The sequence below is a fragment of the Collinsella sp. BIOML-A6 genome (assembly GCF_009875845.1).
Taxonomy (GTDB): domain Bacteria; phylum Actinomycetota; class Coriobacteriia; order Coriobacteriales; family Coriobacteriaceae; genus Collinsella; species Collinsella aerofaciens_H.
Map to the genome: position 1 here is coordinate 1 of NZ_WWSL01000005.1, position 21,528 is coordinate 21,528.

Here is a 21,528-nt window from a genome sequence, read left to right on the forward strand (position 1 = left end):
AGGTATCGGGTTCCCACATTCATCCGCACATGTGCGGATGAATGTGGGAGGTGTTCGGATAAAGTTGATAATCAAGGGGTCACAGACCAACCGGGCGAAAGCGAAAGCAATATGAATATAATTTACATGGTATAGTTCATACTCATGGCCGCTTGTCTCCGTTGCCAGGGACGGGCTTTTTAGGGGTGGTGCAATCCCTGTCTTATTTTGTCGAAACGCTCTTTGCTTCATGGCGGTTCCCTCCGTGGGCCGCCGATCCCGCCAGCGTCAGGGCGTCGTCAGTTTGAGGGCATAGAGAACGGTGGCCTTGATTTTGTTAAAGCCGCCGCTGGATAGAAATATAAAATGAGCGCACGAAAGCAACCTGCCCGGCAACGGTTTTTTCTTTCCCCGTCGGGCGGGGCAGGAAATTTTACAGATAACTTCGCTATATTCTATTTTTTCTCAATGCTGATAACTCGTTGTGTCCAATCTCGATAAAAGGCTTCCTCATGCGATACGAGCAGTACCGTTCCTGCAAAAGTTGAAAGGGCTGTTTTCAAAGCCTCTTTTGCCTGTACGTCTAAATGGTTTGTAGGTTCATCCATGATCAGGAAATTACAGGGGGTCAGAGTAAGCAGACACATCTTTACCTTTGCCTGTTCGCCGCCGCTTAATGTTCCTATGGACTGCATAGCGTGTTTACTGGAAATTCCGCATCGTGCCAAATGCTTGCGGACATCTTTTGTCACCATATTGGGATAAGCATTGGCAACAATTTGAATGGGCGTCAATTCAGGTTCTTTCCACTCTAAATCCTGTTCAAAATATCCGATAGTAACCTGATCGGAAAATTTGAAATGGCCCTGCATAGATGGAATTTCCCCAATCAGGGTTTTTAATAGTGTCGATTTTCCAATCCCATTAAATCCAGTAATAACAACTTTTTGTCCTCCCTTAATGCTAAATTCAATGTTTGATAAAACGGGATAATGGTAGCCAACTGCCAGTTGTTTCACCAACAAGTGTTCCGTATTGGTTAAAGACAGTACAGGGAAATGGAAGTAAGGAATAATTTCCTTTTGGTCTAAGGCTTCCATTTTGTCCATTCGGTCAAGCTGCTTTTGCCGTCCCCGCGCCATTTTTGCTTTTCTGCCCGCTATGTTCTTCCGTATAAATTCCTCTGTCTTTTTAATTTCCTTTTGCTGGGCCGCATATTGCCGTACATAATCTTCCCGCAGCAGGGTTTTCTTCCGCAGAAATTCGGAATATGTGCCGTAGTATTTTGTAATCGTGTCATTGTCAATATCACAAATGCGGTTCGCTATCTTATCCAGAAAATTGAAATCATGGGAAACCACTAAAAAAGCATTTTCCAAAGCAGATAAATAGTCCGCCAGCCATGTTACATGGTCTTTATCAAGGAAATTGGTCGGCTCGTCCAGCAACAGAACATCCGGCTTTTCCAGCAGTAATTTTGCTAAAATCACTTTTGCCCGCTGGCCGCCACTCATTTCAGCAATCGGACGGTCAAGGCCAATCGCAAGAAGTCCTAACCTATTGGCGACACGCTCAATAGCGGTATCTATCGAATAAAAGTCATGGGCTTCAAGCTGTTCCTGATAATGGGCGGCCAGTTCAAGGCTTTTCGTATCACCGTCAGCAGCTCTTTCATATAGCTGCAACGCCTGTGCCTCCATTTCAAATAACTTTGTGAAAGCGGATTTGAGAAATTCTTTCATCGTTAAGGTATGGTCGATTTCCGCATATTGGTCTAAATAACCAATAGTAGTATTCGGCTGCCAGACAATGCGCCCGCTGTCCGGTATGATCTGCTCTGTACAGATTTTGATTAAAGTGCTTTTGCCGGTTCCATTCTGTCCGACAATGCCAATATGTTCTCCTTTATTGAGTGTGAAGCCTGCATTTTTGTATAGCACATTCTCACCAAAAGAGTGTGTCAGTCCATCAATTTCTAATAAGCTCATTTTTATTAACCCTTTCCTGCATATTCTCTGATACAAACGAAAAAGGCAGAAAGCAAAGATACACAAATGTATCTGCCTTCTGCCTCTGGAATAGCAGCGCCAAAAACAAAAGGCTATGGACAAAACATTGTCCATAGCCTCATACACATTATAACTGCATGGAAAGCCACTTTCTCAAAATGGGTATAAAACCCCCTTATGGCTTCCCGATGAAATCGAAATGCGTCATTTATACGCTATACTCTGCACAATGTTCCATCGGTATGGATTGTACAGAGCTGATTTTCTTTTTACGCTGATCGGTTAAATGAAAATTCGTGTTCATGCCTTTCTCTCCTTTTGAGAAATATAACCTCCGTTTTTATAGTACTACGGGGAACACGGTTTGTCAATCATTGTGCTTTTTATACAGGGGCAGAATAACACAAATACAATCTCTTTTCTACGCATTTAGGGGAATAGAAGCCGATGAAAATCAAGGCTTTTCCACCACAGTCGGCGGACAGGCGGGACAGATTATCCAATCCCCACCAGAGAGGACTTCTAAATGCGTATAAAACAATCCATAAGAAAGCGCCGGACGCGGCGGGCTGCTGGCCCTGCGTCCGGCGTTTTCTCATGGGCTGTCCTTTAGGATGGCCCGGACCAGCTTGTTTTGCAAGCGGTGTTTCATGTACTCGTCCACCCGCACATGAGGCGTTCCGTCCAGCTCATAAAGCGTCCGGGTACACAGCTTATTCATATAGCCGTCATAGTACCGCAAGATACGCTCCATTGCCAGCGGATCACCGGCGCGTGCGTCAGCAAATACAGACAGGGGCAGAAGCACCCTGCCGTGAATTGAGTGGCCTTGCATTCACGATGGTGGAGACGAGGGGGATCGAACCCCTGACCTCTTGACTGCCAGTCAAGCGCTCTCCCAGCTGAGCTACGCCCCCGTGACGAGGAGATACTATAGGGGAAGACTCTCTATGATGCAAGGACTTTTTGGGTTGAATCTCTTACTTGCGGGTTTTCCTGGGACGGGGCAAAAATAATCACTCTACGAGCGATTATTTTTATCAGCCGTCCCGATAAAACCCTCACGTAACAAATATGCTATCGCGGTGCCGGTGTGGACTTGGATTTTGGCGGTAGATCTTACTACATTGCTGATGCCCGTATCCGCCAAGAGTCCTAACGGGGAATGGTCTAGCTCCCACTCTAGACCGTGTTCGCTTACCACGGTGTTGGGGGCAACGGCGATGATGGAGAAAGTTTTGCCCTCGGCGCCGTCAATGATCCAGGACTCGCCTGCGTGAAGGATGCGAGCGACCACCTTATCCTCGGCAATCCAGACGGGGGCGTCCGCATAGCCTGCCAGTAGCCCCAACACAGACAGGGCCATATCCGGACGGCCGCCGGTGGCGCAGGTTGCAACCACTTCGGCACCCGGCCAGCGACGGCGGACGGAATCGAGCGCCAACACCAGATCGGTATAGTCCTTGAAGGGGTTGTGACGCTCCACCTCAAAGGCTTCGGCGGCATCGACCAGAGCGCGTCCCGCGTCGCTCACCGTGTCGGCATCGCCCACGTAGACGTCGCAGCTCAGGCCAGCGCCCAGTAGCGCGTCGAGCCCGCGGTCCACGGCGACAACGTGGTCGCACTCCCCCGCCAGCTGACGCAGCAGATCCGGGCTTGCCACCACCGGCGAGCCGCAAACCACTAATACTTTGCAAACCACGGCCCTCGCCTAGCCCTCAAACGAAAGCACGCGGGCCAGGTCCAGGTCCTCATAGCTGTCGATAAAGATATCGCAGTTGGCGCGGACCTCATCGCGCTGCATGCGACCATGCGGGTCATAGATGCCCACACGCTTAAAGCGTGCAGTGCCAGAGCTCTTAAGTCCAAAGACGGCGTCCTCAAACACCCATGCGCGCTCAAACTTGTGCCCGTGGCGCTCTTCCAGGCGACGCAACGCCAACTCGTACACGTCGGGGAACTGCTTGGAGCGCCCCGCCTCGTCCGTCGTGGTAACAAACTCCATGTAAGCGTCGAGCCCGGCACCGGCGAGCGCGGGCTGCACCAGCTCGACCGGCGTGGACGTGGCAACGCACATGGCAATGCCCGCCGCCTTCGCCTGCTCCAAAAATGCCAGGAGCCCCTCGCGCGGCGGCACCTTGGAGTACCCATCAATCAAAATCTCGCCCAGCTCGCGATACAGCTCCTCGCCATTCGCGCCAACGCCCCAGGTGTCGTGGTAGGCCTGGCACTCGTCCTCGAGCGACAAATGCTCAAACTGGGCAAAATCGTCGACCGTTACATCAACGCAATGACGACGCAATAACTCGGTCTGCGCATGGCCCCAGACGGGGGAGCTATTAACCAGTGTTCCGTCGCAATCGAAAATAAAAGCAACACTTGGAGCAGCGATGTGGTTCATAAACGAGCCTTTCGATGTCAAATGGTAAACAACCTGCTAAAAACGTTTTACCAAACGTTAGCCTAACAGTTTTGAAACCCTAATTGGTAAAACTGTCAAGAGTTTTACCACGGCAATTCTGCCAGTGGTATAAACATGTCGCTTACCGATTAAACGCCCCCGCAAATCCGCTTTCGTCCATCAAACTAACGCACAGGTGTTATCGTAGTTTCTGCCGAAAGTTCCACCGAGCACGCGAGGTGGAACGAATCATAGAACTATCGCCGTCCCTTCGATTCGTGCAGCCTTGGACCTTTCGCATCTAGTCACCAAGGCAACACGCTGCCGTGTCATGATGGGATCAAACGTGAGCGATACAAAGCTAAAGCCAGCAACCAAAAAGCCCGCTACCCGTAAAGCCGCCCCGCATGCACCGGAGCTCACCAAGGACGATGTCTACCTGTTTGGCATCGGCACGTGGGAGCGCAGCTGGGAAAAGATGGGCGCTCACCCCGACACGCAGAACCGTACGCGTGGCTGGCGCTTTTGCGTTTGGGCGCCCGACGTAAAGAGCGTCCATGTCATTGGCGAATTTAACGACTGGGACGAGGAAGCCAACCCGCTGGTGCCCATGCATACGAGTGCTATTTGGGAAGGCTTTATTCCTGGCGCCGAGCAGGGTCAGCTCTATAAGTACCTTATCGAGACCAACGAGGGCGAAAAGCTCTACAAGGCCGATCCGTATGCCTTTAAGGCCGAGTGCCCCCCGGGTACCGCCAGCGTGCTGTGGACCCTCGATGGCTACAAGTGGAACGACGCCGCGTGGCTCAAGCGCCGCGCCAGCCATAACCACATGTCGCAGCCGCTCAACATCTACGAGGTGCATATTGGCTCATGGAAGCGCCACGGCGACGCGCCGCAGGGCGATCCGGACGAGTACGGCAACTACCCCGGCCCCATGGATCCCTTCCCCGCACAGCGCGGCGAGTTTTACACCTACGACGACCTGTCGGTGGAGCTCGTGGACTACGTGCGCGACATGGGCTATACGCATATCGAGGTCATGCCGCTTATGGAGCATCCCTTCGACGGGTCCTGGGGCTATCAGACGACTGGGTACTATGCCGCCACGTCGCGCTACGGCAACCCGCAGCAGCTCATGCACTTTATCGACGCGTGCCACGAGGCGGGCATCGGCGTGATCATGGACTGGGTGCCCGGCGGTTTTTGCGCCGACTCCCACGGCCTTGCCACCTTTAACGGCCACATGCTGTTTGAGCACGAGATTCACCCCAACTGGGGCACGCACAAGTTTGACTTTGCCCGCGGCGAGGTCCGCTCCTTCCTGGTCTCCAACGTGCTGTACTGGCTCGAGAACTTCCACGTGGACGGCATTCGCATGGACGGCGTGTCCAGCATGCTGTACCTCAACTTTGGCATCGACGATCCCGGCCAAAAGAAGTTCAACAAATACGGCACCGAGGAGGACCTGGACGCCAGCGCGTTTATCCGTCAGGTCAACTGCGCTGTAGAGGCGCACTATCCCGACGTGATGATGATGGCCGAAGAGTCCACCGCGTGGCCGCTCGTGACCTATCCGCCGCAGGACGGCGGCCTGGGTTTCCACTACAAGTGGGATATGGGCTGGATGAACGACACCCTGCACTACATGCAAACCGATTTTCCGTGGCGCCCCGGCAGCCACGGGCTACTCACGTTCTCCATCATGTACGCCTTTACCGAGAACTTTATTTGCCCGCTCAGCCACGACGAAGTCGTGCACGGCAAGTGCTCGCTCATCGGCCGCATGCCGGGCGACTGGTGGCGCCAGTTTGCCGGCCTGCGCACGCTCGCCTTCTACCAGATGACGCATCCCGGTGCCAAGCTCAACTTTATGGGCAATGAGATCGGCCAGTTTATTGAGTGGCGCTACTACGAGTCCATCCAGTGGTTCCTGACCGAGGAGTACGAGACTCACAAGCATCATCAGGCGTTTATCAAGGCGCTCAACCACCTGTACACCGCCGAGCCCGCCCTGTACGAGCGCGGCTACACCGATGACGGCTTTACCTGGATCGACGCGGACAACTCCAAGCAGTCCATCGTAAGCTTTGTGCGCCAGGGCGAGGACATCGACGACGACCTGGTGATCCTGATCAACTTTGACCCGGCGAGCTACGAGAGCTTCCGCGTGGGCGTGCCGCGCGAGGGCGACTGGGAGGTCATCTTTGACTCCGACCGTCCCGAGTTTGGCGGCAGTGGCTATGCCGGCGAGGAGCCCTACACCTGCTCGAGCGAGCCCTATCCCTGGAACGGGCAGATGGACTCCATCGAGATTAAGGTGCCCGGCCTGGCTGGCGTGGTGCTTAAGCGTCGCGGTCCCAGCAGCTACAAGCCGTCCGTGGTTGAGGAGCCCAAGAAGGCGACGCGCAAGCGCTCGTCCTCGGTGAAGCCCAAGACCGCGGCTGCTAAGAAGGCTCCGGCCAAGGCAAAGGCCAAGACCGCCGCAAAGCCCGCTGCCAAGGCTACCGCGACCAAGAAGCCGGCAGCCAAAAAGGCCGCTACCAAGGCCAAGTCTGCTTCTGTTAAGCCGTCTGCCAAGGATGCGTAACAAAGCCGTTACAGCTGTAATTACCCGCCTCGCCGAGGCGTAGGATACAAGACATAACCGTTCCGGGAGAAACATCCCCGGGGGAAAGGAACGTATGAATAAGATCTTCGACAACAAGCAGGAGTTTACCGAGCTCTATCGCGATGCCGTCATGAGCATCAGCGGCAAGAGCGTCGAGGCCGCCAGCGACCTCGACCGCTTTAACGCCCTGGCCAAGCTCGTGGCCGAGAAGGCCCGCACCGTTGCCACCAAGAGCGACGCCCGCGTGGTGTCCGAGGGCAAAAAGCGCGTGTACTATTTCTCGATCGAGTTTTTGATCGGCCGCCTGCTCGACAACTACCTGCTCAACTTTGGTGTGCGCGACATGGTCGCCGAGGCGCTCGACGACATGGGCTTTGACCTTTCCGTCATCGAGAACCAGGAGCCCGATCCGGCTCTGGGCAACGGTGGCCTGGGCCGTCTGGCCGCATGCTTCCTGGATTCCATGGCAGCCGAGGGCATTGCCGGCTACGGCAACGGCATGCGCTACCGCTACGGCCTGTTTAAGCAGGAAATCGTCAACGGCAGCCAGGTCGAGGCTACCGACGAGTGGCTCACCCACGGCTATCCCTGGGAGGTCCGCCGTCAGGACAAGGCCGTGACCATCAAGTTTGGTGGCCACGTCGAGGGCTTTGAGGAGGATGGCCGCACGTTTTACCGCACGGTTGACACGCAGGACATCCTGGCCGTGCCTTATGACATCCCCGTGGTGGGCTATGCCGGCGAGACCGTCAACAAACTGCGCGTCTGGGCTGCCGAGCCGGTCGAGGAGCACTTTGACCTGGAGGCCTTCAACCGTGGCGACTATGCCCTGGCCGACGCCGAGCGCGCCGAGGCCGAGGCCATCAGCGCCATCCTCTACCCCAACGACGCCGGCGAGCACGGCCGTCTGCTGCGCCTGAAGCAGGAGTACCTGTTTGTTTCGGCCGGCATCTACAGCCTGCTCGACACCTTTGAGAAGGAGCACGGCGAGAACTGGGAGCTGCTGCCACAGTTTGTGGCCATCCATACCAACGACACGCACCCCGCCATGTGCGGCCCCGAGCTCATGCGTATCCTGATCGACGAAAAGAAGCTCGAGTGGGACGACGCCTGGAACATCGTGACGCAGGTCGTGAGCTACACCAACCACACCATTCTGCCCGAGGCTCTGGAGAAGTGGCCCATCGGCACGTTCTCCAAGCTCCTCCCCCGCGTGTACCAGATCATCGACGAGATCAGCCGTCGTTGGCACGAGTCGTTCGACACCACGCAGGAGGGCTGGCAGGAGCGTCTGCGCCAGACCGCCATTCTGTGGGACGGCGAGATTCGTATGGCCAACCTGTCCGTGATCTGCAGCCACAGCGTCAACGGCGTGGCCAAGATCCACTCCGATATCATCAAGAACATCGTGCTCAAGGACTTCTATGCCCTGACGCCCGAGAAGTTCAACAACAAGACCAACGGTATCTCGCACCGTCGCTTCTTTGCCGAGTCCAACCCAACCTACGCCAAGCTCGTGACCGAGGCCATTGGCGATGGCTGGCTCAAGGACGCTTTTGAGCTGGAGAAGCTTAAAGGTTTCCAGAACGACACCGAGTTCCTGAAGGCCGTGGGTGCCTCCAAGCGCGCCAACAAGGAGCGCCTGGCCGCCTACGTTAAGGCCGAGACCGGTCTGGTCATTGACCCCAACACCGTTTTCGATGTTCAGGTTAAGCGCTTCCATGCCTACAAGCGCCAGCTCATGAACATCATGAAGGTGATGGACATCTACAACCGTCGCATCGCCGATCCCAACTTCCACGTGACGCCGACGACCTTCATCTTTAGCGGCAAGGCTGCCTCGAGCTACACCTTTGCCAAGGAGACCATCCGCCTCATTAACTCCGTGGCCGAGGTCATCAACAACGATGCCCGCGTCAACGAGGTCATGAAGGTTTGCTTTATCCCCAACTTCCGCGTGAGCAACGCCCAGCTCATCTACCCTGCCGCCGAGATCTCGGAGCAGATCTCCACGGCCGGCAAGGAGGCCTCGGGCACGTCCAACATGAAGCTCATGATGAACGGCGCCATTACGCTGGGTACCCTCGACGGCGCCAACATCGAGATCGCCGACCTGGCCGGCCGCGAGAACGAGGCCATCTTTGGCCTGACCGCCCCCGAGGTCGAGCAGCTCTGGGCATCCAACAGCTACTTTGCGTGGGATACGCTCAACAACGATCGCGAGCGCCTGGGCCGCGTGATGGACGAGCTCAAGGACAACACGTTTGCGGGTCTTTCGGGCAACTTCGAGAGCATCTACAACGAGCTCATGAACAACAACGACCCCGACCTGGTCATGGCCGACTTCCGCAGCTACGTGGATGCGTGGGAAAAGCTCACCGGCAGTTACGGCGACCAGGAGACCTGGAACCGCAAGGCCCTGCTCAACACCGCCTCCTCCGGCTGGTTCTCGAGCGACCGTACCATTCGCGAGTACCGCGACGAGATCTGGCACGCGTAAAGGCGCGCGAGCTCCCCTATGCCAGCACGGCATTACTCGACGGGCGTGACGTTGCGCCGCGCCCGTCGCTAATGGGTTTAGGAACATCGATGACAGAAGGAGAAATCGATGAGTAAGAAAGAATGCATCGCGATGCTCCTCGCAGGAGGACAGGGCAGCCGATTGGGGGCACTCACCCAAAAGATCGCTAAGCCGGCGGTTAGCTTTGGTGGCAAGTTCCGCATTATCGACTTTTCGCTGTCCAACTGCTCCAACTCGGGCATCGACACGGTGGGCGTTCTGACGCAGTATCGCCCCTACCTGCTGCATGCCTACGTGGGCTCCGGCGAGGCGTGGGATCTGGACAGCCGCGACGGCGGCGTGTCGATCCTGCCGCCGTACGAGACGCAGACCGGTGGCGCCTGGTATGCGGGCACGGCCGACGCCATTACGCAGAACCTCGACTACATCAAGGCCAACGACCCCAAGTACGTCCTGATTCTTTCGGGCGATCACCTGTATCGCATGGACTACCGCAAGATGCTCAAGACGCACATTGAGAACAACGCAGACCTCACGGTGAGCGTTATGCCCGTGCCGTGGGAGGAGGCCAGCCGCTTTGGTATCCTGACCACCGACCCCGAGGACGGCCGCATCACCAAGTTCACCGAGAAGCCCGAGAAGCCCGATTCGAACCTCGCGTCCATGGGCATCTACATCTTCTCGGCCGACGTGCTGATCGAGGCGCTCGAGGAAGACGCTCTGGACCAGCGCTCGAGCCACGACTTTGGCAAGGACATCATCCCCAAGCTGCTCGGCGAGGGCAAGCGCCTGTACAGCTACGAGTTCCACGGCTTTTGGAAGGACGTTGGCACCATCGCCAGCTTCCACGAGACCTCGATGGACCTGCTGGGCAACAACCCCGAGTTCGATCTGTTTGACAAGAACTTCCCCATCATGTCCAACATCACCACGCGTCCGCCGCACTACATTGGCCCGGACGGCCGCCTGGACGACTGTCTGGTCTCCAACGGCTGCAAGATCTACGGCACCGCTCGCCACTCGATCCTTTCGACCGATGTCATCATCGAGGAGCGCGCCGTGGTCGAGGACTCCGTGCTGCTGCCGGGTGCGCACGTTAAGAGCGGAGCGCACATCTGCCGCGCTATTTTGGGCGAGAACTCCACGGTCGAAGAGGGCGTGAAGCTCGGCTCTGTCGATACCACCAAGGATACGGCCGTCGTTGGAAATGACGTCGTTATCGGGAAGGGGGAATGATCCGATGATCAATCGCAAGGCCATCGGTTATATCACCGCTAACTACTCTTCGACCTACGGCAGCGTGCTGCTCAAGGACCGCCCCATCGCGTCCGTTCCGTTTTTGGGCCGCTACCGCCTGATCGACTTCCCGCTGTCCAACATGATGAATGCCGGCATTAAGACCGTCGGCGTCGTCATGCCGGGCAACTACCGCTCGCTGATCGACCACGTTGGTTCGGGCAAGGACTGGGGCCTGGACCGCAAGAAGGGCGGCCTGTTCATGGTGCCCGGCAACGCGTATGGCACCACCAAGGGCGGCATGCGCTTCCTGCTGCGCGACATCATCTCCAACAAGACGCTGTTCCAGCGCTCGGACAAGCCCTATGTTGTGATGATGGGCACCAACATCATCTTTAACATGGACCTCAACACCATCATCGACGCGCACGAGAACTCCGGCGCCCAGATGACCGTGGTGTACTGCAAGGCCACGCGCAACGTCGATGACGAGACCAAGCTCGAGATTAACGAGAACGGCCGCCTGACGGGCGTGAGCGCCGGCGTCGTGTACGGCGACAACGCCTCTATGGACTGCTGCATTGTCAACCGCGAGACGCTGCTCGAGATTATCGACCACTACCAGGCCGCCGACTATCTGGACCTGCTCGAGGCACTCCAGGGCGACTTTGGCAACATCGACGTGTGCAGCTACGAGTACAAGGGCGAGGTCGTGGGCGTGTTTAGCGAGAAGTCGCTGTATCGCCGCAGCATGGACCTGCTCGACCAGACCGTGGCCGATCAGCTCTTCGATCCCGAGCGCCCGATCCTGACCAAGGCCCACGACGTGCCGCCTTCGCGCTATGCGACCGGCAGCCACGCGTGCAACTCGATCATCTCGGCCGGCTGCATCATCAAGGGCACCGTGCGCAACTCGATCCTGTCGCGCGGCGTTGTGGTTGAGGAAGGCGCTTCGGTGACAAACTCGATCATCAACCAGAGCTGCATCATCAAGAGTGGCGCCCGCGTTGAGAATGCCATCCTGGACAAGAACAACGTGGTTCCCACCAACACCGAGCTTCGCGGCACGCCCGAGAACATCCTGGTGCTGGGCAAGGCCCCGTTAACTCCCGATACCACCATCGTGCATTAACGTAGGCACCGCAACATCACTCGTAACATGCAGAATAGCCGCCCGGTTAGCGCCAGGCGGCTATTCTCGAATTGCAACATGGGAGACAATATGGCAGATTCCAGCAAAAAGATGCAGATCGTGTTTGCCTCGGCCGAGTGCGCACCGTTTGTAAAGACCGGTGGCCTGGGCGACGTGGCGGGCTCTCTGCCTGCGGCGCTCGTGCGCGCCGGCGCCGAGGTCATCGTGATGGTGCCCAAGTACGCCACCATCAAGGACGAGTACATGGCGCAGATGGAGCACTTCTCCGACTTTTACGTGAGCCTGGGCTGGCGCAACGAGTACTGCGGGCTCGAGAAGCTCGAGCACGACGGCGTCACGTATATGTTCATCGACAACGAGCGCTACTTTGCGCGCGACTATCCGTACGGCTTCTTTGACGACGGCGAGCGCTTTGCGTTCTTCTCCAAGGCCATCACCGAGAGCCTGCAGCACCTGCCGGCCGGCTTTGAGTGCGACATCCTGCACTGCAACGACTGGCAGACGGCACTGGCGCCCGTGTTCTTGCGCGAGTTCTACCAGGGCCTGCCGCTGTACGACCGCGTCAAGACCGTGTTCTCGATCCACAACGTGGCGTTCCAGGGCCAGTTTAGCGACACCGTGATGGAGGACATCCTGGGCGTGGCGCACATTCCGGCGGCCGCCTCGCAGCTGCGTTGCGACGCCTGCAGCATCAACTACATGCTGGGCGCGCTGCGCTATGCCGATGCCATCACCACGGTGAGCCCCACCTATGCCAACGAGATCCAGACGCCCGAGTTTGGCGAGGGCCTGGACGGTGTGCTGCGCGAGCGCTCCTATGCGCTGCAGGGCATTTTGAACGGCATTGACGTGGCGGGCTTTGACCCGGCGACCGACAAGCGCATTGCCGCAAACTACACGGTTGATGACCGCTCCGGCAAGGCCGTGTGCAAGGCCAAGCTGCAAGAAGAGCTGGGGCTCGAGGTTCGCGACGACCGTCCGCTCATGGTGATGGTCACGCGCCTTACGCGCCAGAAGGGCATGGACTTGGTCATGTACGCGCTCGACCGCATTTTGGCCGGCGGCGTGCAGGTGGCGGTGCTGGGCACCGGCGACCGCGACTACGAGGATGGCCTGCGCTACTTCCAGAACAAGTACCCCGGCACCATGGCCGCTCGCATCGAGTTTGACCCGGCGCTGTCGCAGCGTATGTACGCCGCCGCCGACATGTTCCTGATGCCTTCGAAGTTTGAGCCCTGCGGCCTGTCACAGATCATCGCCATGCGCTACGGCACGCTGCCCATCGTGCGCGAGACCGGTGGCCTGAAGGACACGGTGATCCCGTATAACGAGTTTACCGGCGAGGGCACGGGCTTCTCGTTTACCAACTTTAACGGCGACGAGATGGGCGATGCCGTGTTCCGCGCGGCACGCCTGTTCTGGGACAACCGCGATGCCTGGAACCAGCTGGTCACGCAGGCCATGAGCCAGGACTTTAGCTGGACACGCTCGGCCGACAAGTATCTGGACCTGTATTTCTTTATGCATCCGGAGATTGAGCGCCCAGCGACGGTTGCCGACGAGCCCGTGGTTATGGCCGAGAAGGCTGAGGCCGAGCCCGAGGTTGTGGCCAAGCCCGAGCCCAAGGCCGAGGCGGTTGTTGAGGCGCCCGCTGCTGCTGAGGAGCCCAAGGCTGAGGAGAAGCCGGCTGCGAAGCCTGCCGCCAAGAAAACCACGACGCGCAAGACGACGGCCAGGAAGGCTACGACAACCAAGGCCACTGCCACCAAGACTGCCGCAGCAAAGACGACTGCTGCCAAGGCAACGACGACGCGCAAGCGCACGACCGCCGCTGCCAAGAAGGACGCCGAGGTCGAGGCAACCTCCGGGGTAAAGGCCGAGACCGCCGAGTCCCAGCCGGCTGCTAAGGCTTCGGCAAAGACTGCTGCCAAGAAGACGACCGCGACCGCCAAGAAGGCAACGGCAGCCAAGAAGGCTACAGCTACGAAGGCGACGGCTACCAAGGCCACTGCAACGAAGGCTGCCCCCAAGGCGGCCGCCAAGGTCGAGGAGACGCCTGCCAAGTCCAAGGCAGAGGCAACCGTCGAGGCCAAGCCCGCCGCCAAGACCACCACGCGAAAGCGCACGACGGTAACCAAGAAGCCCACGGCAAAGGCCGCAACTCCCCAGGCAGAGACTAAGCCCGCTGCTGCCAAAGAGGAGCCCAAGGCCGAGGTAAAGGCCAAGCCGGCGCCGAAGGCCGCTGAGGTCAAGGCCGCCCCAAAGGCAGAGGCTAAGCCCGAGCCTGCCAAGGAGACCCCGGCCTCCCCCGCCGCTCCGGCAGAGAAAAAGGCCCCGTCCAAGAAGACGTCCGTCCGCAAGGCAACGGCCACACGCAAGCGCCGCTAATCCGGACGATTAAAACTTAATCCTCAACGCAAAAGAGGGCGCCCCAACCAGGCGCCCTCTGCTCAGTAGATTTTTGGGACATGCCTTAAAATCTACCTTTCACGAATCGCATGCCGACGGAGCTAAAAGGTAGATTTTAAGGCATGTCCCAAAAATCTACTGCGGTTGGTAAAACGATTTTCTAGGACAACCGTTCGCCGATGGTAAACGGATGTTGTTTATACACTCAGTGTACAACAGATATACTTACATCTTGTGCGCAAAGCCCATGGCCGCAGGCCATGGTTCTAATGAACTGGACCGTACTATGAGATTGATTCACAACAGCCGCCTGCCGCAGTTTCGCACTCCGTTTGGCGCTGTGACCACCGGAACTTCCGTTGCACTCTCCGTGATTTTGGAGGATGCCGATCCCAACCAGGCAACACTCACCCTGCGTACCTGGGTCGATGACGTCGGCGAGACCCTGATCCCGATGGAGCACGAAGGCGATGGCATTTTTACCGGCGAGCTTAAATGCGCTGAGCCGTGTCTTGTGTGGTACAGCTTTATCTGCAATATCGAGGGTCAACCCGAGGTTCGCCTGGGCGCACCCCAGGGCCGCACCGGCGGCGAGGGCGCAACCTACGACTACGCCGAGGTGCCGTCCTTCCAGATTACCGTCTATAAGTACCGCGAGAACCGCCCCACTTGGTACGAGCGCGGCATGGTCTACCAAATTTTCCCCGACCGCTACGCCCGTGACGAGCATTGGCGCGAGCGCACAATGGCCGAACTCGAAAAACCGCGCAAGGGCATTCAGCGCCGGATGGTCGAGGACTGGAACGAGCCGCCCGTGTACGAGCGCGCCGAAGACGGCTCCATCAAGACCTGGGACTTCTACGGCGGTTCGCTCAAGGGCATCCAGGAAGACCTGCCCCGCATCGCCGAGCTGGGCTTTACAGCCATCTACCTCAACCCCATCTTTGAAGCCGCGAGCAACCACCGCTACGACACGGCCGACTACTCCAAGATCGACCCGATCTTGGGCACCGAGCAGGACTTTACCGAGCTGTGCCAGGCCGCCGAGAAGCTGGGCATCTCCATTATCCTGGACGGTGTCTTCAACCACACGGGCGACGACTCGATCTATTTCAACCGCTACGGCAACTACCCCGGCGTGGGTGCTTGGCAGAGCGAGGATTCGCCGTGGCGCGATGCGTTTACCTTCCACGAGGACGGCTCGTACGACTGCTGGTGGGGCGTGGGCAACATGCCGGCCATCAACGAGAAGTCCGAGCTGGTGCGCGAGAAGCTCCTGGGCAAGGACGGCGTGATTCGCAAATGGCTGCGCGCCGGTGCCCATGGTTGGCGCCTGGACGTCGCCGACGAGCTATCCGACGACTTTTTGGCCGAGATCAAGAAGGCCGTACTTGCCGAAAAGCCTGACGCACTGTTGCTCGGCGAAGTCTGGGAAGACGCCTCCAACAAGATTAGCTACGGCCATCTGCGTCGCTACCTGCAGGGCTCCGAGCTGGACTCCGCTATGGATTACCCCTTCCGCGACATGGTCATCGGCTTTTTGATGGGCTACAAGAATGCCTACGAGGCCGCCGAGGATATCGAGACCCTGCGCGAGAACTACCCGAGCGAGGCATTGTCCTGCGCGCTCAATCTGCTTTCGAGCCACGACCGTCCGCGCATCATCTCGGTGCTCGGTGGCGGCCCCGATGAGTCGCAGCTACCCGAGTGCGAGCGCAGCAAATGGCGCCTGGACGACAACTCGATGGGCCTGGCCAAGAGCCGCTTTTGGCTCGCCACGCTCATGCAGATGACCTTCCCCGGCGTGCCTTCGATATACTACGGCGACGAGTACGGCCTGGAGGGCCTTACCGATCCGGGCAACCGCCGCACCCTGCCGACCAAGGACCAACTGCACGATTTCGACACGCTGGCTATTGTCAAGAACGCCTCCGCCGTACGCCGCGCACTGCCTTTTATGATCGACGGCGAGATCAAGGCCTTCGCACTCAACGACGAGGTGCTGGCATACAACCGCACGGGTAAGGACGGCGAGTCCGCGACGGTTATCATCAACCGCAGCCTGCGCAATTCGCACCGTGTGACGATTCCGGCGCTCGACGAATGCGCGAGTGACGTGATCAGCGGTCACGAGTGCGAGATCCACAACGGTACGGTCACGCTCGATCTGTATCCGCTGGGCTCGTCGATCATCTATCACCATGCCGAGCAGCGCCTGCAGGAGCCGCTCGATCACGGCGCGGGCGTCGTGTGCCATATCACCTCGGTACCGACTGACGATGGCAAGCCGGGTACGATCGGCGCACCCACGCGTCGCTTTATCGACCATCTGGCTGCTATGGGCATGCGCTACTGGCAGGTCCTGCCCGTCAACCCGACGGACTTCTTCCGCTCCCCTTACGCTGGGCCTTCGGCCTTTGCGGGCAATATTGACCTGCTGCCCGAGAACCATGAGGAGCTGGCGGCCGACTTTGAGACTTGGAAGGCCCGTGGCGGCGAGGATGCAGACCCGCTCTACACGGCGTTTAAACATCGCAATGCCGATTGGCTCGAGAAGTACTGCGTCTACATGGCCGTCAAAAAGTACTTTGAAGGCGAGTCGCGTCACGATTGGCCGGCCGATGTCGCGCGCTACAACGAGCATCTGTTTGACGACAAGCGTTTCCACGACGAGGCAGAGCTGCAGGCGTACATGCAGTACCGCTTTGACCTAGCCTGGTGTGAGCTCATGAACTATGCGCACAAGAAGGGCATCGAGGTTATCGGCGACATTCCTATGTATGTTTCGGATGATTCGGCCGATGCGTGGAGCGAGCCCGAGAACTTCTGGCTGTCCGATACCGGCAAAGCGATTGAGATTTCTGGCGCACCGCCTGACAATTTTGCGCCCGAGGGCCAGGTGTGGGGCAACCCCACCTTCCGTTGGGATCATATGAAGGAGAACGGCTACCGCTGGTGGATGGACCGTCTGCGTCGCGCGTTCTCGCTCTACGACCGCGTGCGCCTGGACCACTTCCTGGGATTCCATAGCTACTTTAGCATTCCCGCAGGTAAGGCCTGCGCCGACGGCCGCTGGCTGGCGGGTCCGGGCAAGGATCTGTTCCAAACTGCCTATGACGAGCTGGGGCCGCTCAACTTTATCGCTGAGGACCTGGGCTACCTGACGCCCGGCGTTCGCGCGATGGCTTCGACCTGCGGTTTCCCCGGCATGGACGTGCTGGAGTTTAGCGACTACGACGTCCGCAACGGCGTGTATCCCACGCCGGGCAAGATTCTGTACACCTCGACGCACGACACGTCGACGCTCGCCGGTTGGTGCACGCGCTCCTTTGCGGGCGGCGACGAGCCGAGCGGCAAGGAGCTTGCCGGCAAGCTGATGGGCGACGCGCTCGCAAGCAATGCTCCGCTTGTGATGATGCCGCTACAGGATGTACTGGGGCTAGGCGACGATGCGCGCATGAATGTGCCGGGTGTCGCCACGGGCAACTGGACATGGCAGGCGCAGGAAGCCGACATCGCTGCGGCCGAAGAGAAAACTGCGAAGCTCCTGCGCAGCACGCATAGATTCTGGGGCGAAGCGTGATAAAACCCCCGATATAGGGTACAGTTACAGCTGTTTGAATTTTTGCGGGCAGAGCGATCTGCCCGCTTTGTGCTGAAAAGGAAGTACTATGGCGCGCTACGATTACAAGTGTACGAGCTGCGGCAACGTGTTTGAGGTTGAGCACCCCATGTCCGAGACGCCCGAGGTCGTGTGCCCGAGCTGCGGCGCTCCGGCGACAAAAACGTTCTCGGCCAGCGGCATTAAGTTCGACGGCAGCGGTTTCTACAACACCGACCAGCGCAGCGGCGGCTCCAGCACCAACGCCACAAATGGCTGCTGCGCCAACTGCCCGCACAGTCACTAGCGACAAGCGCCCCCGCTACCACGATTTCCCTATGAGTTGCGGTGGAATAGTTCCTGAATTAGCCCATCCAACGGCCAAACAGGAACTATTCCACCGCAACTTAGTAGTTACTTGTAGACCAGGCGGGCGCAGAAGTGGCCGTCGTAGGAGTCCGCATTAACAGGCATACTTTGGAAGAGGCCTCGAGCGTTTTGGCGCAGGGTGACGAGGTTCTTGGCGTAATCGTACTCGGGGAGCTGCAGAATCTGGGCTTCGGAGAGCGGCGCCACGGTAAAGCCGGCGCCCTCGGGAGAGGCCAGGAAGGCATCCACGACCTGCGTGTTCTCTTCATCAAAAACCGAGCAGGTGGCATAGATAAGCTCACCGCCGGCAGCCACGCGCGCAGCTGCTTCCTTGAGCATCGTCAGCTGCAGCTTGGGCAATTTAGTCGTAACGTCGTCCTCGGTCAGACGCCACGGTATCTCGGGATGACGGCGCATGGTGCCGGTGCCAGAGCATGGCGCATCGATAAACACCGTGTCGAACAGGGCAGACTCGCCAAGCATGGCGTCAAACGACGTGAGCACCTCATTGAGCTCGCAGGCATCGCCCGAGACCGTACGGACGCCCGGGATACCCGCCTGATGAAGGCGCGCGAGATTCTGATCGCACTTACGATCGTGCAGATCGAGCGCGGTGTGTTGACGATCATACCCGGCGCGCTTGGCCTGGCACATCATCACATAGGTCTTGGTGCCGCGACCGGAGCCGATCTCCAGGCAACGACCGGGACGTGTCGCGGCAGTAGCGATAAGCTGAGCGTTGAGGTCCGAGGCAACCGCGGCAGCACACTCAAACGCGCCCGATGCAACCGTGACCTGCGCATCGACCGGAGCATGGCAGCCCGGGAAGACAGGCGCAACGAGTTGTGAGATATACGGGTCGGCCTTGGTCGCAAACGCATTCTCGTGCAACGCAAGCGGAGCAGGCGCCAGATTGCCGGCAAAGTTGAGCACGCCCTCGGGCGTATCGAACGAGGCCATAATACGAGCGCACAGCCAGCGAGGAAGACCCATCAAACGCGAAAGGCGAACCAAACGGCGCTCGGACTCATCCACGTCGGATGCCGTGGCAAAGTCCTCAACGCTGTCCGCAACCTTGTGCAGTACCGCGTTAGCCAGGCCCGCGGCAGACTTAGCACCGCTACGCACCAGCTCAACACCCTGACTCACGGCAACGCGGCCTGGCGTATGCAGATAGAGCATCTCGAAGGCCGAAATACGAAGCGCCATGCGAACACGCGGCGCGACCTTTTTGGGCTTATCCAAAAACTGATCGAGTAACTCATCCAAAATGCCCTGCGTGGCGGCAACACCGAGCGCCAAACGTGCGGCAAAAGCAGAATCGCGCTGGTCAATGGCCTTGGCAGAAGCACGGGAAGACAACACGTCGCGTGCGTACATACCGCGGCGATCGGCCTCCATCAACACATCGAGCGCAAGCTTGCGCGCGGGAGACAACTTGCTCATGACAGTACATCCCACCTAAGTTCGGCGCGCTGCAGGCCGGCAGCCCAGGCAGAAGCAGCCATGGCACGCTTGCCATCGGGCTTAACCTCGAGCAGTTCAACCGCACCATCGGAAAGGCCCAGATAAACACGCTTACTCTTGACGGCAACAGCGCCCTCGGCAAGCGACATATCAGCCGGCGCAGCATCGAGTACGCGAACCGACTTGCCGGCAATCACACAACGGGCAGGCGCGGTATCGGACGAAGCGAGCACATGACGCACACAATCAAGCGCCGCCATCTGCGGATCCAGACGCATTTCCTGCTTGGAAATCTTGGCAGCATGGGTCACAAGCGACTCATCCTGCTCAGTCCAAACAGCCGAGCCATCGGCAAGCGAGGGAAGTGTATCGGCAAGCAACTTACCGCCCAGTTCACCAAGCTCCATCGTGAGCGCCTCGGCATGCTTACCGGCAACCGGAGTGGAAGCCTGCGCACAATAAGCGCCCGTATCCACGCCATGTCCGATGCGCATGATAGAAACGCCAGCAAGCTCATCACCAGCAAGAATCGCACGCTGAATGGGGGCAGCGCCACGCCAACGAGGCAGCAGCGAAGCATGAACATTCACAATACCAAGCGGCGCCATATGCAGCACCTCATCGGGCAAAATGCAGCCATAGGCAGCCACGCAGAAAATATCAGCCCGCGCAGCCCGGAGCTCCTCAACTACCTCCGGCGTCATACGATTGGCCTCAACGACCGGCAACCCCAGCTCAAGCGCCTTAGCCTTAACAGGAGACGGCTCCAACTTTTTACCACGTCCGCGAACGGCATCGGGACGAGTAATAACGAGCGTAATCTCATTCCCAGCCTCGACAAGCGAAGTCAGCGAAGGCACAGCAAAATCAGGCGTACCCATAAACACAATACGCATAAAGAACGTCTCCCCTCAACCAAAGCCGAGACGGCTACAAATAACAGCGCCAGGACAAGTCGCAATCTCGACGCTAAAACAATTCAACACGTTCAAATATACCCAAAAACAAAGAAAGAGCCGCATAAAAGCAGCCCTCTCAATAAAGCCCCTATCAGCGAAGACGCCCCTCCCTGGCCCACGGCAACCAGGGCGAAACGAAGAGCGACAACGTAGTCCCTGGGATGGGGCCCACATATATCGTCCCGCGCGCAGTTTCGCAGCGCAGCGAGAATGTTTGAGCACGGGATGATATGTGTGGGCCCCATCCCAGGGACGGACAATTAACCTACTCCGTCTCGCCCGGTCGAGCGCCGCGGGCCAGGGCGTCCTGGTACTCCTTGACTGCCTTGATCCTCTGCATCGGCTTAAGGCGCTCGAACATGGTGTTACCGTGCAGGTGATCGATCTCATGCTGCAGGCACACGCAGAACAGATCGCCCGTGGCCTCATAGCGAATAAGGTTGGCATCCAAGTCATACGCCTCGACGACGACATGGTCGGGACGCTCAATCTCGCAGCTAATGCCAGGGATGGAAAGGCAGCCCTCGCTAAAGGGCACCAGATGGTCGCTCTGCTCAACAATAACGGGATTGATGAGCACGTACGGGTCGTAGTCGTTCTTGTCGCTGTAGTCGCAGTCGATGGTGACGAGCTGAATAAGCTCGCCGATCTGCGGAGAAGCCAGGCCGCAGCCACCGTTCTCGAACATTATCTTCTTCATCTTCTCGGCAAGCGCCTCGATCGCCGGGGTAATCTCCTCGATGACGGCGCACTCCTGGCGCAGACGAGGGTCGGGCGACAGAACGATTCCGTTGGCTTCCATGGCCATCCTTT

14 protein-coding genes and 1 tRNA gene are annotated in these 21,528 nt (G+C 58.3%); 7 read left to right on the plus strand and 8 right to left on the minus strand.

What is annotated here, in order from left to right:
• Positions 1–434 precede the first annotated feature (434 nt).
• From GT495_RS02605 to GT495_RS02625, 5 genes are all read right to left on the minus strand, one after another.
• Positions 435–1,967: an ABC-F family ATP-binding cassette domain-containing protein gene (locus GT495_RS02605; protein ID WP_161161382.1), complete on the minus strand. Its 1,533-nt coding sequence runs from the start codon at positions 1,965–1,967 to the stop codon at positions 435–437.
• Positions 1,968–2,583: 616 nt separating this feature from the next.
• On the minus strand, positions 2,584–2,823 hold the full coding sequence (locus GT495_RS02610) for a helix-turn-helix domain-containing protein (RefSeq protein WP_161161383.1): 240 nt from the start codon (positions 2,821–2,823) through the stop codon (positions 2,584–2,586).
• A 6-nt stretch (positions 2,824–2,829) separates the two neighbouring features.
• A tRNA-Ala gene (locus GT495_RS02615) sits at positions 2,830–2,905 on the minus strand.
• 104 nt (positions 2,906–3,009) lie between these two features.
• Positions 3,010–3,690: a thiamine diphosphokinase gene (locus GT495_RS02620; protein WP_161161384.1), complete on the minus strand. Its 681-nt coding sequence runs from the start codon at positions 3,688–3,690 to the stop codon at positions 3,010–3,012.
• A gap of 9 nt (positions 3,691–3,699) precedes the next feature.
• Positions 3,700–4,389, minus strand: coding sequence for an HAD family phosphatase (locus GT495_RS02625; protein ID WP_161161385.1), 690 nt, complete (start codon positions 4,387–4,389; stop codon positions 3,700–3,702).
• A gap of 331 nt (positions 4,390–4,720) precedes the next feature.
• Here GT495_RS02625 and glgB point away from each other — a divergent pair, with 331 nt between their 5' ends.
• From glgB to GT495_RS02660, 7 genes are all read left to right on the plus strand, one after another.
• Positions 4,721–6,979: a 1,4-alpha-glucan branching protein GlgB gene (gene glgB / locus GT495_RS02630; protein ID WP_161161386.1), complete on the plus strand. Its 2,259-nt coding sequence runs from the start codon at positions 4,721–4,723 to the stop codon at positions 6,977–6,979.
• Between the two features lie 94 nt (positions 6,980–7,073).
• On the plus strand, positions 7,074–9,500 hold the full coding sequence (locus tag GT495_RS02635) for a glycogen/starch/alpha-glucan phosphorylase (RefSeq protein ID WP_161161387.1): 2,427 nt from the start codon (positions 7,074–7,076) through the stop codon (positions 9,498–9,500).
• 108 nt (positions 9,501–9,608) lie between these two features.
• Complete coding sequence (locus GT495_RS02640) at positions 9,609–10,757, plus strand: glucose-1-phosphate adenylyltransferase (RefSeq protein WP_161161388.1); 1,149 nt, start codon at positions 9,609–9,611, stop codon at positions 10,755–10,757.
• 4 nt (positions 10,758–10,761) lie between these two features.
• Positions 10,762–11,889, plus strand: coding sequence for a glucose-1-phosphate adenylyltransferase subunit GlgD (glgD, locus tag GT495_RS02645; RefSeq protein ID WP_161161389.1), 1,128 nt, complete (start codon positions 10,762–10,764; stop codon positions 11,887–11,889).
• 90 nt (positions 11,890–11,979) lie between these two features.
• On the plus strand, positions 11,980–14,298 hold the full coding sequence (glgA, locus tag GT495_RS02650; RefSeq protein WP_161161390.1) for a glycogen synthase GlgA: 2,319 nt from the start codon (positions 11,980–11,982) through the stop codon (positions 14,296–14,298).
• A 307-nt stretch (positions 14,299–14,605) separates the two neighbouring features.
• A complete protein-coding gene (locus tag GT495_RS02655) occupies positions 14,606–17,902 on the plus strand; it encodes a 4-alpha-glucanotransferase (protein WP_161161391.1) in 3,297 nt (1,098 codons plus the stop codon).
• 88 nt (positions 17,903–17,990) lie between these two features.
• Positions 17,991–18,227 (plus strand): FmdB family zinc ribbon protein, encoded by a 237-nt coding sequence (locus tag GT495_RS02660; RefSeq protein ID WP_161161392.1) that lies wholly within the window; start codon positions 17,991–17,993, stop codon positions 18,225–18,227.
• 107 nt (positions 18,228–18,334) lie between these two features.
• Here the strand turns inward: GT495_RS02660 and GT495_RS02665 are convergent, their stop codons facing one another.
• The 3 genes from GT495_RS02665 to def form a co-directional block, all read right to left on the minus strand.
• Positions 18,335–19,735 carry an RsmB/NOP family class I SAM-dependent RNA methyltransferase gene (locus tag GT495_RS02665; RefSeq protein WP_161161393.1) on the minus strand — a complete coding sequence of 467 codons (1,401 nt, stop codon included), beginning with the start codon at positions 19,733–19,735 and terminating at the stop codon, positions 18,335–18,337.
• Positions 19,732–20,652, minus strand: a complete 921-nt coding sequence (gene fmt / locus GT495_RS02670; protein ID WP_161161394.1) for a methionyl-tRNA formyltransferase — start codon at positions 20,650–20,652, stop codon at positions 19,732–19,734. The genes GT495_RS02665 and fmt overlap by 4 nt, the downstream gene beginning before the upstream one ends.
• Positions 20,653–20,980: 328 nt before the next feature.
• On the minus strand, positions 20,981–21,517 hold the full coding sequence (def, locus tag GT495_RS02675) for a peptide deformylase (RefSeq protein WP_161161395.1): 537 nt from the start codon (positions 21,515–21,517) through the stop codon (positions 20,981–20,983).
• Positions 21,518–21,528 lie beyond the last annotated feature (11 nt).

What these genes read in the sequence shown, in the direction of transcription:
- GT495_RS02605 (WP_161161382.1), bottom strand. Translation starts at nt 1,967, where the DNA reads ATGAGCTTATTAGAAATTGATGGACTGACACACTCTTTTGGTGAGAAT.
- GT495_RS02610 (WP_161161383.1), bottom strand. Translation starts at nt 2,823, where the DNA reads ATGCAAGGCCACTCAATTCACGGCAGGGTGCTTCTGCCCCTGTCTGTA.
- GT495_RS02625 (WP_161161385.1), bottom strand. Translation starts at nt 4,389, where the DNA reads ATGAACCACATCGCTGCTCCAAGTGTTGCTTTTATTTTCGATTGCGAC.
- glgB (WP_161161386.1), top strand. Translation starts at nt 4,721, where the DNA reads ATGATGGGATCAAACGTGAGCGATACAAAGCTAAAGCCAGCAACCAAA.
- GT495_RS02635 (WP_161161387.1), top strand. Translation starts at nt 7,074, where the DNA reads ATGAATAAGATCTTCGACAACAAGCAGGAGTTTACCGAGCTCTATCGC.
- GT495_RS02640 (WP_161161388.1), top strand. Translation starts at nt 9,609, where the DNA reads ATGAGTAAGAAAGAATGCATCGCGATGCTCCTCGCAGGAGGACAGGGC.
- glgD (WP_161161389.1), top strand. Translation starts at nt 10,762, where the DNA reads ATGATCAATCGCAAGGCCATCGGTTATATCACCGCTAACTACTCTTCG.
- glgA (WP_161161390.1), top strand. Translation starts at nt 11,980, where the DNA reads ATGGCAGATTCCAGCAAAAAGATGCAGATCGTGTTTGCCTCGGCCGAG.
- GT495_RS02655 (WP_161161391.1), top strand. Translation starts at nt 14,606, where the DNA reads ATGAGATTGATTCACAACAGCCGCCTGCCGCAGTTTCGCACTCCGTTT.
- GT495_RS02660 (WP_161161392.1), top strand. Translation starts at nt 17,991, where the DNA reads ATGGCGCGCTACGATTACAAGTGTACGAGCTGCGGCAACGTGTTTGAG.
- GT495_RS02665 (WP_161161393.1), bottom strand. Translation starts at nt 19,735, where the DNA reads ATGAGCAAGTTGTCTCCCGCGCGCAAGCTTGCGCTCGATGTGTTGATG.
- fmt (WP_161161394.1), bottom strand. Translation starts at nt 20,652, where the DNA reads ATGCGTATTGTGTTTATGGGTACGCCTGATTTTGCTGTGCCTTCGCTG.
- def (WP_161161395.1), bottom strand. Translation starts at nt 21,517, where the DNA reads ATGGAAGCCAACGGAATCGTTCTGTCGCCCGACCCTCGTCTGCGCCAG.